At 54.2% G+C, this 13,610-nt stretch carries 19 protein-coding genes; 17 read left to right on the top strand and 2 right to left on the bottom strand.

Going from position 1 to position 13,610, the window contains the following annotated elements; translation table 11 throughout:
• Positions 1-6: 6 nt before the first annotated feature.
• Complete coding sequence (locus tag Z042_RS14205) at positions 7-222, top strand: hypothetical protein (protein ID WP_024911023.1); 216 nt, start codon at positions 7-9, stop codon at positions 220-222.
• Between the two features lie 12 nt (positions 223-234).
• Positions 235-1,047 (top strand): hypothetical protein, encoded by an 813-nt coding sequence (locus Z042_RS14200; RefSeq protein WP_024911024.1) that lies wholly within the window; start codon positions 235-237, stop codon positions 1,045-1,047.
• 445 nt (positions 1,048-1,492) lie between these two features.
• Here Z042_RS14200 and Z042_RS14195 read toward each other — a convergent pair whose 3' ends face one another.
• Together Z042_RS14195 and Z042_RS14190 are read right to left on the bottom strand one after the other, a co-directional pair.
• Positions 1,493-2,593 carry a phage portal protein gene (locus tag Z042_RS14195; protein WP_024911025.1) on the bottom strand — a complete coding sequence of 367 codons (1,101 nt, stop codon included), beginning with the start codon at positions 2,591-2,593 and terminating at the stop codon, positions 1,493-1,495.
• A 2-nt stretch (positions 2,594-2,595) separates the two neighbouring features.
• A complete protein-coding gene (locus tag Z042_RS14190; protein ID WP_024911026.1) occupies positions 2,596-4,317 on the bottom strand; it encodes a terminase large subunit domain-containing protein in 1,722 nt (573 codons plus the stop codon).
• A gap of 156 nt (positions 4,318-4,473) precedes the next feature.
• Here Z042_RS14190 and Z042_RS14185 point away from each other — a divergent pair, with 156 nt between their 5' ends.
• The 15 genes from Z042_RS14185 (at position 4,474) to Z042_RS14115 (ending at position 13,609) form a co-directional block, all read left to right on the top strand.
• Complete coding sequence (locus Z042_RS14185) at positions 4,474-5,334, top strand: GPO family capsid scaffolding protein (protein WP_024911027.1); 861 nt, start codon at positions 4,474-4,476, stop codon at positions 5,332-5,334.
• A gap of 36 nt (positions 5,335-5,370) precedes the next feature.
• Positions 5,371-6,405 (top strand): phage major capsid protein, P2 family, encoded by a 1,035-nt coding sequence (locus Z042_RS14180; RefSeq protein WP_024911028.1) that lies wholly within the window; start codon positions 5,371-5,373, stop codon positions 6,403-6,405.
• A 55-nt stretch (positions 6,406-6,460) separates the two neighbouring features.
• Positions 6,461-7,312, top strand: a complete 852-nt coding sequence (gene gpM, locus Z042_RS14175) for a phage terminase small subunit (RefSeq protein ID WP_024911029.1) — start codon at positions 6,461-6,463, stop codon at positions 7,310-7,312.
• Positions 7,313-7,409: 97 nt separating this feature from the next.
• On the top strand, positions 7,410-7,904 hold the full coding sequence (locus tag Z042_RS14170) for a head completion/stabilization protein (RefSeq protein ID WP_024911030.1): 495 nt from the start codon (positions 7,410-7,412) through the stop codon (positions 7,902-7,904).
• Positions 7,904-8,110, top strand: a complete 207-nt coding sequence (locus Z042_RS14165) for a tail protein X (protein ID WP_024911031.1) — start codon at positions 7,904-7,906, stop codon at positions 8,108-8,110. The genes Z042_RS14170 and Z042_RS14165 overlap by 1 nt, the downstream gene beginning before the upstream one ends.
• A 34-nt stretch (positions 8,111-8,144) precedes the next feature.
• Positions 8,145-8,531: a phage holin family protein gene (locus Z042_RS14160; RefSeq protein WP_024911032.1), complete on the top strand. Its 387-nt coding sequence runs from the start codon at positions 8,145-8,147 to the stop codon at positions 8,529-8,531.
• Positions 8,509-8,832, top strand: coding sequence for a phage holin family protein (locus tag Z042_RS14155; RefSeq protein WP_236849190.1), 324 nt, complete (start codon positions 8,509-8,511; stop codon positions 8,830-8,832). The genes Z042_RS14160 and Z042_RS14155 overlap by 23 nt, the downstream gene beginning before the upstream one ends.
• Complete coding sequence (locus tag Z042_RS14150) at positions 8,810-9,385, top strand: N-acetylmuramidase family protein (RefSeq protein ID WP_037405874.1); 576 nt, start codon at positions 8,810-8,812, stop codon at positions 9,383-9,385. Before Z042_RS14155 ends, Z042_RS14150 begins: the two co-directional genes overlap by 23 nt.
• Positions 9,382-9,930: a DUF2570 domain-containing protein gene (locus Z042_RS24585; protein WP_024911033.1), complete on the top strand. Its 549-nt coding sequence runs from the start codon at positions 9,382-9,384 to the stop codon at positions 9,928-9,930. Before Z042_RS14150 ends, Z042_RS24585 begins: the two co-directional genes overlap by 4 nt.
• A gap of 63 nt (positions 9,931-9,993) precedes the next feature.
• On the top strand, positions 9,994-10,485 hold the full coding sequence (locus Z042_RS14140; protein ID WP_024911034.1) for a phage tail protein: 492 nt from the start codon (positions 9,994-9,996) through the stop codon (positions 10,483-10,485).
• Positions 10,482-11,111, top strand: coding sequence for a phage virion morphogenesis protein (locus Z042_RS14135; RefSeq protein ID WP_024911035.1), 630 nt, complete (start codon positions 10,482-10,484; stop codon positions 11,109-11,111). The genes Z042_RS14140 and Z042_RS14135 overlap by 4 nt, the downstream gene beginning before the upstream one ends.
• A 96-nt stretch (positions 11,112-11,207) precedes the next feature.
• Positions 11,208-11,762, top strand: a complete 555-nt coding sequence (locus tag Z042_RS14130; protein WP_024911036.1) for a phage baseplate assembly protein V — start codon at positions 11,208-11,210, stop codon at positions 11,760-11,762.
• Entirely contained in the window at positions 11,759-12,109 is a 351-nt protein-coding gene (locus Z042_RS14125) for a GPW/gp25 family protein (RefSeq protein WP_024911037.1), read from the top strand. The genes Z042_RS14130 and Z042_RS14125 overlap by 4 nt, the downstream gene beginning before the upstream one ends.
• Positions 12,106-13,017, top strand: coding sequence for a baseplate assembly protein (locus Z042_RS14120; RefSeq protein WP_024911038.1), 912 nt, complete (start codon positions 12,106-12,108; stop codon positions 13,015-13,017). Before Z042_RS14125 ends, Z042_RS14120 begins: the two co-directional genes overlap by 4 nt.
• Complete coding sequence (locus tag Z042_RS14115) at positions 13,010-13,609, top strand: phage tail protein I (protein ID WP_024911039.1); 600 nt, start codon at positions 13,010-13,012, stop codon at positions 13,607-13,609. Before Z042_RS14120 ends, Z042_RS14115 begins: the two co-directional genes overlap by 8 nt.
• Position 13,610: the final 1 nt, after the last annotated feature.

Below are 13,610 nucleotides of genomic sequence, written 5' to 3'. Positions count from 1 at the left end.
CTGAACATGAGCAAAGTCGCAACGATTATAAGGAGAGCGCTTGACGGATATATTGGGGTCATTGAAAACCACGCAGATACCAATCTAGGGCAATCAGATAAGTATCCGATTAACGTAGATGCGAACGGAAATGCAACACTTAATACACATAACTCAGGGGTACAAGCTGATATTGTTGATAAAATGAGACAATTACAGCGCTCAAACACCCCAAAAGCATAAGGATTTGCATTAATGGGCCCGCTTATCATTACAGTGATTCTCGTGTGCGGCTTTTGGTACACCGAGAATCACTACCCTTCCAGAATTCATCACGCAAGAACTAACGGCTGGACATCCTACTTCTATGTAGCAATGCACGGCTGCCGTTTTATCGTACTAGGTTTTTTATTAGCAGTAGCGCTCAGTTTTACCGTCTGGATTTTAGGCTCTGTTATCTGCAACATCGTTAATCTTTTCTCAAAGGAACCATACGATTGGGGCTTTGGGTCGTGGTTTATGAATGAAAAAGTCATGGAGCTTCCTTTATTAGCTGTTGCTTCTCTCTGCCTGTCATGTCTGATTGCTTATGCCCAAGGGGATGCAGAAAAGAAAAAGATGGAGGATGAAGACGAAAGGCAGAGCGCCTATCGCATCATGGCAGCAAGTGACTCAATAGAGTCTCTCCTTGTTCAAGCCATTGACGAAAAGATGTTGATTTTTGTTACCCTTAAGTCGCGAAAGGTTTATGTAGGGTATGTTGTTGCACCACGAATAGAGCTCCACAATACTAGGCATTTGGAAATTATCCCCTTCATTAGCGGATATCGTGATAAAAACACATTGCGATTTGTGGAGCAGCATAGGTATTCTGATCTATATCTTTCAAGAGGTATAGATCTTGAGTCTAAGCCGCTAAATTTACAGCATTTTCGCCACGTATTTCCTATGGATCAAATTGAGGCAATTTCATTGTTTGATGCCGAAACTTATAAGCATTTTGACGAGTTCTCAGAGCCAATTCCCGACAAAAAAACAGAAAAGAAGACCGAAGACCAAAACGAATAGCAAAAGAAAACTCCCACCATACGCCCCGAACTACGGGGCTTTTTTATGCCAATTTCAAAAAACCAATACACCAAAAAATCACCGCATAAATCTGCATAGGATTGCACAATTTTTTTGACCGTAATCAGGCCATCCGGGGCCAGAACTGGCGCGGCTTCGGGTGGTCTGCAACAGTGCATAAAAATCGACATTTTTCATGTGCGGGCGTGGAGGGGAGCTGAGCGCGCGCTTTGGGTGCTAAGAGGGGTCGGCGCTGGCGCGCCAAATAGGCATCTGTGCGGGCCAGGGTGAGGCGGCATTCTGACGAGCAAAGACGCGGGTTGAGGTTCGGAAACGCCTCATCATGAGGCGCTCAGGCGCTTAGGTTGGGGGTGGGGGAAAACAGAGAAAAACCAGAGCCCGCGTGGTTTGCGGGCAAAGTGATGAGGAAAAATATTGAATGACTTTAGGTGCGTGGGGGCATTCCGCCCGCCGCTTCGATCAGGGCATACGGATCGAAGCGGAACACATCAACCCCGATCCATTCATTGAGTCCTTTCAAGCGTGACATCAGCGGTGCCAATTCGTTGATGGCGAACACCTTAGCGGCCTTCTCAACGTCACCAAAACCGCCGTTGGTGTTTGGCATGATCCCCATCAGCACCGGCGGTACTCGGTGCGCAGCCAGCAGATCATCACGCGTCACATTCTTGATACCGCTGAATTCATCTTTCGCCGTGATCTCGCTGAACGGCATGATTTGCAGGCCGTCTTTCTTGCCACCTGCGGCATAGACAAACACGTTTTTAAACGCCCCCTTGCCGCGCGCATCCGTCAGCGTGCGCTTGAGGGCGTCAACGTCACTCTGATTCTGGATGGCATCAGACAGATAGACGATCACCCCGGCATGGCTTCCGTTGATGTAATACTTGCGGCGAAACAGCGTAGCATCCTCATTGAGCAGTGCCGACTGTATCGCGGCCATGTAAGACGGCAGGCCGTAAATCTCCTGGTTGATATCAGGTTCAAGCAGATGAAACACCGAACCTGGGGTGAACGCGTGATCGGGTTTCGAGTAGGTCACCAGGAAATACTGATCCAGATCTACCCCTCGGCGCGTGTACTTGGCCGGGACGTGCCGCAGCTCCAGCGGGCGGCCAAGGCGGTTATTGACCAACTCAAGATAGCTATTGCCGAACACCAGTTGATCCAGGATAAACGCTTCAGCCGTCTGGCGTTTCAGCATCGGGTGAGGCTGAAAGCAGCTCATGATCACGTTACGTTTGAACATGATGGCCGACTCATGATGGACAGCCGCGCGCAGCGTGCGCGCCAGGCCGTAAAAGCTGATCGGTGTCTCATACCAAATCCCGTTATTCGCGCACTCCATGCAATCCAGTAGGTCACGCTGACTCAGTACCGGGCTAGGGTCGCCAAAGGTGAATGACTGGATATCACCCACCGGCTGCGGCGCGGCGGTCGCCGCTTCCGTAAATGGATCAAGGGTTACTTCACGGGCATGGTTTTGCGTGCCGCGCGGTTTATTCCTGTTACGGTTTCGGCTCACGTTTAAAACTCCGTTACAAAGCTGTTGCCGGTGCCGCCGGACTCGGTGCCGATAGGCTCGTTATGTAGTGCGTGCATGATGGCCCACGCCACGTCGCCGTGACTGGCTCCCTTCGTCCTGTCTGACGCGTAAGTCACCATGCCGCCAGGCGTGACTTTTTTGCGGATAGTGCGAAATGATCGGGCAACAACGTGCAGGCCAGCATCATATTCAAACCGCCCGCGCCGGATAACCATTTGCGCCTTGAGTACCAGGGCCGCCTTCACCGATGGCGAATACTCAAACATGACCGCAGCCGGGTAGAACCCTTTCACGATCTGATACACCGCTTTACCGATGCCGGTGCCATCAATACCGATAAATTGGACGTTGTAGCGCCTGGTCATCTTGCGGATCTCATCAGCCTGCTTTTCAAACGGCATGCCGCGCAGTTGCAAGGCTTCCAGTACACGGAATTTACCCCCCGGCACCATGGGCGGGGCAAGAACGGCCAGCCCCGCGCTGTCGCCGCCTTCGCCGTCGCCGTTGGGGTCATAACCCAACCAGACACCACGATCCCCAAAAGGCCGCGCCGCGTAAGGTTTCCAATCCTTCCATGCCGCAGGGTTGCCGGGATCCCAGGCGTCAACACCGCAACGGATCAGCTCGTCGTAACCAAAAGGCCGCTGATCGCTGGAAACAAACTCACACATGTAGAGATTGTCGAAATCCTCAGTGCTGTTCTCCTGAATGATCTCCTCAAGGTTAACCAGGTTAAAACCGCTATCTATCGCATCGCGGATAGTCACGATCTGGCGCCACTGGCCATCCGCACAGACCTTGCCATTCTTCAGAGCCTTGTGACTGACGTCGATCTCGGTGCGATCGGCTTTCTTTTTCGAGGCTTGCAGCGTTGCCCCTGTCCAGAATCCGTATGCCTCATGTTCTTCGGTTGAGGCCGTGGAGAAGTAGGTGCGGCGCCACTGTGAATGTGTCGCCATCGCGGCAGCCACCTTGCGCAGCTCGATAAAGTTACTCGTCCAGAAGTATTCATCGAAAATCAGGTTGCCGCTGTAGGACTGCGCCGTCGCCGCCGACGTGCCGAGGAAATACAGCGTCGCACCGTTCGACAGCACCATCGGATCGCCCTTTAGCTCGACACCAATCTCACGTGCAAACGCAATGATAAAGCGCCGGAACTGGTGTGCCTGCGCTCGGCTGGCTGACAGGAATATTTGGTTCCTGCCGGTTTCCAGTGCATCGATCAACGCCTCGCGGGCAAAGTACCAGGTAGCACCAATCTGGCGCGATTTCAGGATATTGCGATTACGCTTGTTACCGTACTTGTACCAGCGGCGCTGATGCTCATACAGGCTGTTGAAAAACCGAGTGCGCAGCTCGGTAATCTGCTCATCCGTAAAGTGGTTTTTGGGTGCCTTTTTCTTCTCGGCCTGTCTCTCATCCTGCACCCGCCGTTCAAAGCGAGCCAACTGCCGCCCCAGCAGATCAATCTCTTTGAAATCCCGCCCGCTCTTGACCTCTTTGCAAATCAGCATCTGATAACGCGCTTCAGTGGTGATCCGGGCACGGTCGAGCGGTGCAACGTCATCCCAGGTATCGCGTCGGCGCCATGAGTACAGCGTCGGCGGCTTAACACCGGTCAGTTCTGCGATGTAGGGAATTGAATACCCAGACCAATACAGGGTTTGTGCCTGTCTGCGGGGATCGGTGACGTTTGTTTTCATGCGCTCAGACTATCGCGCGCGGGTGACAGGGAGGTATTGCGTTGAATTGTACCGGGAGCCCTACAACCGCAAGGAATTGAGGGGGATAGATTCAAGGGTAATGATAAAGCCCTGACTGATTGTCATTTCACATTATCACGCCCGGAGGGCTACCAGATGGGTAAGAAAACCAAAATGTTTTGCCTCGCTGTTGAGGGCGATACCACTGACGGGCGCGCCATTACCAAGCGCGACCTATTGGATATTGCATCCAGTTATAACCCTGCACTGTACGGCGCCCGTGTTGATCTGGAGCATATCAAGGCTTACTCACCTGAAAGCGTCTTTCGTGCCTACGGTGACGTCCAGGCTCCACTGAAAACCGAAACCCTTGCTGATGGCCCACTTAAAGGCAAGCTGGCGCTATACGGACAGATTGACGCTACCGACGATCTGGTCGCCCTAAACAAAAAACGCCAGAAAGTTTACCCCTCAATCCAGTTTCATCCGCAATTTCCGCAGACCGGTGGCGCTTATCTGATGGGGTTGGCGCTGACCGATACCCCAGCCAGCCTCGGCACCGAAATGCTGGAGTTTTGCTCCAGGGCAGCAATCAACCCACTTGCTAGCCGTAAACACTCACCTGAGTGCCTGATCGCTGCGGTTGATGAAGCCATGGGATTCAGCATTGAGCTGGAAGAAACCGAGGCGCCACCCGCAGATACCGGCATGCAATTTTTTAACCGGATTAAAGGGATTTTGACCGGCAACCAGCAAAAAACCGCCGGTGATATCGGCCAGATCCAGCAGGCCGTTGAGCAAATCGCGCTCAGTCAAAAAGAATTGTTAGATGGGCAGACCAAGCTATCAGCAATTGAAACCGAAAATGCGGCGTTGAAACAGTCCGTTGCCAAGCTGACTGCCGACCTCAGCACGTTAACCGAATCTCTGAGCAGTCAACCCGAGCCAGGGAAAAAACGCCAGCCCGCAACCGGCAGTAATACCGAGGGCGATCAGTCAGAGCTGGCCGACTGCTAAGCGGCGCCCATTAGCCATTGTTGACAGGAAAAAACCATGAGAAACGAAACACGCGTCAAGTTTGATCAGTATCTGAGCCGACAGGCCGAACTAAACCATATCCCGGTAAGTTCGGTTACGGCAAAATTTTCCGTTGATCCGTCCATCACTCAGACCCTGGAAAACCGCATTCAGGAAAGCAGCGAATTTCTGACCCGCATCAATATTTCATCCGTATCAGAGCAGGAAGGCGAAAAGCTGGGCCTGGGTATCGATGCCCCGATTGCCAGCACCACCGACACCACCGTCGAACGCCGTCAGCCTGCCAGTGTTGATAATCTGGATAGCGGAAAATACCGCTGTGAGCAAACCAACAGCGATACATTCATTCGCTATGCCCGTCTTGATGCCTTTGCAAAGTTCAAAGACTTCCAGGCCCGTGTGACTAATCAGATTATCAAGCGCCGAGGGCTGGATCGCATCATGATCGGCCTGAACGGGGTAAGCCGCGCCGCCAAGTCAAACAAGGCGCAAAACCCGCTTCTGCAAGATGTGAATATCGGCTGGTTGCAAAAATACCGCCTGTATTCACCACAGCGAGTATTGGCAGAAATTACTGTCACATCACGCGATGAGGATAACGTCATTATCGCCAAAGGTGATTACGGTAATCTTGACTCGCTGGCGTATGACGCCGTTAACAGTTTGATCGAGCCGTGGTTTCAGGACGATACCGGCTTGATCGTGATTTGTGGCCGCAACCTGTTATCCGACAAGTATTTCCCGATCCTGAACACCCTCAGTAAAACTAACCCGAATTCAGAAGCACTGGCGGGGCAGGTATTACTGTCACAGCAGCAGATTGGCGCAATGCCCACTTACCGGGTGCCGTACTTCCCACCGAACGCCATGCTGATCACCCGCTTCGACAACCTCTCGATCTACTGGCAGGAAGATACACACCGCAGAATGATCCGCGACGAACCGGAGTGGGATCGCATTGCGACCTACGAGTCCAGCAATGACGCCTATGTCGTTGAGGATTACGGTTGCGGCTGCCTGATTGAAGGCATCACCCCCGCTACGGTGTAGCGCCGGGGTCGGGCGGTGCTAAGCACCGCCAATCACAACACTAACGGGGCACATCATGTCATCACCAGCACGTAAACATTTTGAAAGCGTCATGGCGCAGCGCCGTGGCGATACGGAAACCTATTCGCGCCAGGCAGAAACCGCGTATGAGCAACAGCTTTTCCGCCTGGAAAACGACAAACGCCAACTGAAAAAAATCGAGTCGGTACAGGCAAAAATTGAGCTTAAGAAAAAGCTCCTGCCCGCGTATGACGGCTGGCTGGAAGGGGTATTACAAGCTGACAGCGGCCAGGCTGACGAGATTGTCACTACCTGCATGATTTGGCATATCGACGCGGGCAACTACGGCACCGCCCTGCCATTGGCCGAGTATGTGATCCGCCACCATATTCCACTGCCAGACCACTACGAGCGCGGTGCAGCCTGCTTGATTGTCGATGAAATCGCCGACGCGGCACTCAGCCATTTCAAGATTGGCGACACCACAAGCGCACCCGTCAGCCTGGATATTCTGCTGCGCGTTGAGCAATTAACCGACGGCATTGATATGCCGGATGGCGCACGTTCCAAACTCTACAAAGCCATTGGTCTGACGTTGCGAGACAAGACCGAAACCCCAGATCTGGCCGCAGCACTGAGCTGGCTACAGCACGCCATGGCCATCAACGCCAATATCGGCGTGGTGAAAGACGTCCAAAACCTGATCCGCGCCATCAGCAAGGCGGCACCGGGTAGTGAAGGAGGTGACGACGGCACCAATCAGGCGGGAGAGAACGGCACAACCGCACCATCGGAAAGCGCCGTAAAAGGCGGTGAGCAGCAGCCCACGCCGACACCGGCCAAGTCACCAAAGCCAAAGAAACCCGCCGCAGGTAAAAAGACAGCCGCATCAGGCAAGAAAGCCTGACGCCTAACGGATCGTGCCCCGCACGTCAGGGCGGCACGTCCACAAAGAGAGTTATCTGTTTGTGGCGTCCACCGCCCGCCTTATTTGAGGTGACGAAATGAGCTTTTTAGCGACAGAACCGGCACGCCAGGCAAGCGAAACGCCGAGCGATGAAGATACCGTCATCACTAACGCCGCTTTCTGGCCGGATATCTCTCTCGGCGATTTGCGCAAGGTGATGCGCCTTGACGGCCAGGTCACCACCGAACGCCTGCACCATGCCGTTATCGAGGCCATGACCAACGTCAATAACGAACTGACCGCGTGGCGGGTAAAGCAACAGGCCGCAGGATTCAACACGTTAAAAGACGTCCCTGTTAGCGACGAAGAGACGATCAATAACGAATCGGTGCTACTCCAACGCTACCGCCGTGCGGTGTACTGCCACGCCAAAGCCAACATGGTTGAGCGCAGGCGGGATGTGGACACCACCGGCGACGGTGACAATCTCGCCGATAAACTCAGTACCACCATTACCGATCTGTGGCGCGATGCTCGCTGGGCGATCCAGGACATTCAAGGGAATCAGCGCGGCATTGCGGAGCTGGTCTAATGCAAGTCATGGCCGAACAAGGCGATACGCTGGACGCCATTTGTTACCGCTATTACGGCGCACTGGCAGGCGCACTTGAGGCGGTGTTAGCCACAAACCCGCACCTGGCCGAGTTGGGCGCGATATTGCCAACAGGAACCCCGGTTGAACTGCCAAATCAGGTTGAACAGGCAACGGACACACAAATGATCCAGCTTTGGGACTGAATACCATGAAAAACTTCTGCACAAGGGGGCTGCAATGGCAGAGCCGTTAACAGCAACAACGGCGGCAACCGGCACAATTACAGGCGTCGCCTTCTTGTCCTTCTTTGCTGGCCTGCCCGCCGATGTTGTTCTCGGCGCGTTTGCCGGGGCCATTCTCTTTGTGGTTTCCGCGTCAGAATACGGCGTTAAGTCACGGTTTATTCTTGCTGCCGGCAGCTTTGCAGCGGGTTTAACCATGTATAAACCCGCTGCCGCACTGGTTGTAGATCTTCTCCCTCTCAGCTATGACCGAGGAGCAGACGCCACCGGAGCACTGATCGCCGCCGGGTGTGTTGTGCGTATTCTGATGATGATCAACAGCGGCAGCGCCAGTTTCCTTGGTAAGAAAGGGGGCAACAATGACAACAGTAATGACCAGTGACCCTGAAACGCTGATTAATGCCGTCGTATGTGCCGTGATCGCCATCAGGCTCTTTCTGTTCCGCCGCAATGGCGCAGGCTATGTGTGGTGGGGGGGGTTGCTGGCCTATGCTTTGATCGTAGCAGCAGGTTCGGTGGTTATCCGCACACTGATGGGTTCATACGAAGGGACAACCGATCCCGCCGAATTGGTCATCAACATTGTTGTTTGCATCATGGCGCTATCCAGCAAAGGCAACGTGGTGCGGATGGTAAAAGGCATTGGCAGAGGGGGTGGCAGTGAAAAATCTCAGCGTGATTAATTACCAGAACGCCGCCAGTCGCCTGGGTGTTCCGGTTGCTGCCATCCGCACAGTGGCTGAAGTGGAGAGCGCAGGTAGCGGTCTGCTACCGGATGGGCGGCCTAAAATCTTGTTTGAGCGCCACGTCTTTTTACGCCAACTCAGCACCGCAGGCATTAAAACCGACGGTTGGCCAGGCGATCTGGTAAATAAGCAACCTGGCGGATACAACGGCGGCGTGGCTGAACACGAACGGCTTGAGCGCGCCGCAAAAATACACCGCGCCAGCGCCTTGCAATCTTGCAGTTGGGGTGCCTTTCAGTTGATGGGCTACCACTGGCGGCGATTGGGATACCCCAGTTTGCAGGATTTTATCAACGCGATGTATCGCGGTGATGCCGCGCATCTTGATGCCTTTGTGCGCTTTATTCTTGCTGATAATGGCCTGTTAAAAGCGCTGCGTGCGCTTGACTGGCCTGAATTTGCCCGCCGCTACAACGGGCCCGGTTACGCGGCAAATCAGTACGATAAAAAAATGGCCGCAGCCTTCAAGAAATACAGCGAGAACCGATGATGAGCAGCATAAAAACCACTATCGGGATCGCCGTTGTCGCCGTTATTACCAGCGGGCTGGCGTTTTACTATCACGGCGTGGCTACGCAAAAGACCGATGATATCAAGCAACTGAACAGCGAACTTGAAAAATCACGCGCCATCATCAGCAACCAGGCCGCCACATCACGCATTTTCAATGCCATTTCCGAGGCTACCGAGCATGACAACCACCAAGCCAGCGCCAAAAACGCCACGGCGCGCACCGAAATACGCACCATCATTAAGAAAGAGCCTTGCGCTATGCAGTATCTGCCTGCTGATGTCAGTGACCGGTTGCTCGGCTTCACGCACCGATTACGTGCTATCGCCATGCCAACCGCTACCAGCGAACCTGACCACGCCGATAATCGTACCGCTGCCGCCAGCCGATTAACTTATGCGCAGGCGGTTGAATGGCTGCCGATGTTGCTTGATGCCATTGAACAGGCAAACAACCGCCTGGCTGCGATCCGGGCCGCTGAAAAGGCCCGCCAACCAGCAGCCATCGATCACAATCAAAAATAACTGTCTTGGCCATACCGGCGGATACAGACAAAAATCGCTGTGCTGAAGGCAGAGGAGAACATCGTGCTAAAACCCCACTTGTTGCGCGAAGCCATCAGCGCCGCCAATACCTATCTGCGCACCAACCCCGACTCACTGGCTATCTGGGTTAACGAGGGAGCGATTGTTTCCACCGGGCAAAAATCCCTGTCGCACGAATACCGCTATCAGACTAACGTGCTGGTGATGGACTACCCCCACAATGTGGATACCGTGGTACTACCGGTTCAATTGTGGATACGCGAACATCAACCCGATCTCCACTTCAACCCAGACTTGCGCGAAACAGGGGTTAAATTCAAGGTTGAGATTCTGAATAACGGCACCGTCGATTTGCTGATCACCCTGCAACTAACCGAGGCCGCCATTGTCACCAAAAAAGACGGTGAGCTCGTCGTTACGCACCGCACCGAGCCACCGCACGATCCTTATGCCGATGTCAGTGAATGGACACTGGAAAGCACTGGTGAGATGCTCAACACCTGGGTCAGTCAGCAGGTCGGTGGTAAATCATGAACGACACCAACGAGCTGGCGCAGCTCGAAAAAGAACTGCAAGACATGCTGCGCAACGTTGAACCGGCGCGCCGCCGCATGATGGTTAAAAAGTTGGCGCAGGTACTCCGCAAAGGACAGCAACAGCGCATTGCCAAGCAGCAGAACGCTGACGGCACAACATATCAGGCGCGTAGTCCACGCACCGAAGTCACGCAGCAGCGCCTGCGTTTTATTTACTTTGGTGAGTTACGCGACCTCAAGAACTGGAAGCGCGAACACAAGCGGATAACGGGATGGGATAACAAGCGCAGCGCAATACGCACTTTCCTCTATGATCGCATTGAGCGCTATATCTCCGTTGAGACAGCAACCACCACCAGGCGTGTTAAAAAACCTCAACCCATGTTCCGTCGCCTGCGTACCGCCTCATTTCTGCGCGCCAACGCCGCCGGAGACTCTGCCGCCGTCGGTTTTGATGGCGTGGCCGCACGGATAGCCACTGTACATCAATATGGTCTTGAAGATCAGGTCAACCCCAGCGTGCGCACACGTTACCCATTGCGTGAATTGCTTGGCGTCACCAATGAAGATAGAGATCTCATGTTTGATGCAGTGTTGGATTTCATTGTCGGCAAGCGGTGGTGATCGCTTGTAACAATCCCCCTACAATCCCCACGCGTTGCCTGCCCGCGCGCGAGGGGGCAACAATACCGGCATACTTTCCGCAACCGCCGGTAACCCATGAACGACAACGCCGAACTCCTGCGCCGCCTGGCTAACGTTATCCGCTTTGGCACCGTTGACAGTATCCAGATGAAACCGCCGCGCGTGCGCGTTGCCACTGGCAACCTGGTAACCACCTGGATCCCCTGGCTGACACTGCGCGCGGGCAGCGCAGTAACCTGGTGGCCACCGACTCTCGGTGAACAAGTGATCGTCCTGGCCGCAAACGGCGAACTTACTACCGCCGTTGCACTGCTGGGCCTGTACGGCGAAGCAGCACCCGCACCCAGCGACAGCGACGCCGCAAACATCACCCATTACCCCGACGGCGCACGGGTCAGCTATGACCCTGCCAGCAGTACCGGCGCCTTCACCGGCGTGACTGATTTACATATCGACGCCAGCGGCACACTGCACATTGATGCTACCCGTGTGATCCTCAACGCTGACGTAGTGATTAACGGCAGTGTCACCCAAGGCGGTGGTGCCATAACTTCTAACGGCGTCGTGGTTCATACCCATCAACACGGTGGCGTCAAATCAGGTGGCGACACCAGCGGGGGGCCAGTATGACCACGTATCTCGGTATGAATGGCCGCACAGGCCGCGCCATGTCAGACATGGCTCACATTCAGCAATCTGTGGCAGATATTATCTGCACCCCTATCGGTTCGCGCCTTCAGCGCAGGACTTACGGATCGCTGATCTTCTCCCTGCTGGACAACCCGCAAAACCCGGCCACACAGCTTAAAGTCATGTCGGCCATTTACAGCGCAGTCTTGACGTGGGAGCCACGGATCGCACTCTCATCCATCACTCTGAGCGATAGCGACTCACGTCTTACCACCAGACTGGTAGGTCGAGTCAGCAGCAATAACCAACCCTTTAACCTTGAAATCCCCCTGGAGGCTGGCCAATGAGTGTGATCGATTTGTCCCGCCTGCCTGCACCTATAGTGATCGAGGAACTCAGTTTTGAATTGCTGTTTGAGCAGAACAAAAACCGTCTGATCGAACTGTACCCAGAAGGCGCAGAGCGGCAAGCTATCGAGCGGACGTTACAGCTTGAATCAGAGCCACTGGTCAAGCTTTTGCAGGAAAACGCATACCGGGAATTACTGTTGCGCCAGCGCGTCAACCAGGCCGCACTGGCGGGCATGGTGGCGTTTTCTCAGCTCAGCGATCTGGATCATCTCGGTGCCAACAACAATGTTGAACGACTGGTGATCACCCCTGCCGATGATACGGCGATTCCGCCCGTGCCCGCCGTCATGGAGTCAGACAGTGATTTTCGTCTGCGCATCCCTGCTGCATTTGAGGGCATGTCTGTTGCCGGGCCTACCGGCGCGTATGAGTTTCACACCGTAAGCGCCGATGGACGCATAGCCGATGCCAGCGCAATCAGCCCATCCCCAGCCAACGTCACGATCACCGTGTTATCGCGTGAGGGTGACGGTACGGCATCCGATGAGTTACTCACCATCGTCGATAAGGCGCTGAACAGCGAAAAGATACGCCCGGTTGCTGATCGGTTGTTGATCCAATCTGCCAACATCGTGAATTACCAGATTGATGCGGTGCTGTATCTCCTCCCCGGCCCGGAAGCCGTGCCAGTCTTGGAGAACGCCAAGACGCGCCTGGTAGAGTACATCAACCAGCAGCGGCGCTTGGGGCGCGATATTCGTCGCTCAGCCATCTATGCCGCATTGCATGCCGAGGGCGTGCAGCGCGTGGAGCTGGCCGCACCTCTGGAAGATGTCGTACTCGATCGGACACAGGCCGCCTACTGCGCGGACTATCAGGTCGTCGTAGGTGGCACCGATGAATAGCCTACTTCCGATCTCTGCCTCACCCCTTGAGCGCAACGTCGCACAAGCCTGCTCTGGGATTGATGATATTCCGGTTCCTCTGCGTGACCTCTGGAACCCGGACACCTGCCCGGTAAGGTTGCTGCCGTATCTGGCATGGGCGCGTTCCGTTGATCGCTGGGATGAATCCTGGCCAGAAGAAACCAAGCGCGCCGTTGTGAGGGGTGCTTTTTTTGTACACCAACGCAAGGGAACCGTGGCCGCAGTGCGCAGAGTCATTGAAAACGCAGGCTATACCATGTTGCTTAGCGAATGGTGGCAACTTGGCGATCCCGCCGGAACATTTCAACTCACCATTGATGTTAATGAAGTTGGTATTACCGCAGAAGGCATTAACGATCTAGAACACTCAATTGAAGGCACCAAGCCAGCGAGCCGCCATATAGCACAGCTTACAATGTCAACGAACGTGACTGGAAATATATGGATAGGCTCAGCTTTTTTTGATGGCGAAATGATAACGATATACCCCAAAGATTACGAACCAAACGGCAGTATCTATTACGACGGATTAACACATTTTGACGGAAACCATCATTTCTCTGGAGAGTGAC

Source organism: Chania multitudinisentens RB-25 (genome assembly GCF_000520015.2).
Taxonomy (GTDB): domain Bacteria; phylum Pseudomonadota; class Gammaproteobacteria; order Enterobacterales; family Enterobacteriaceae; genus Chania; species Chania multitudinisentens.
This window is presented reverse-complemented; position numbering and strand designations above follow the sequence as displayed.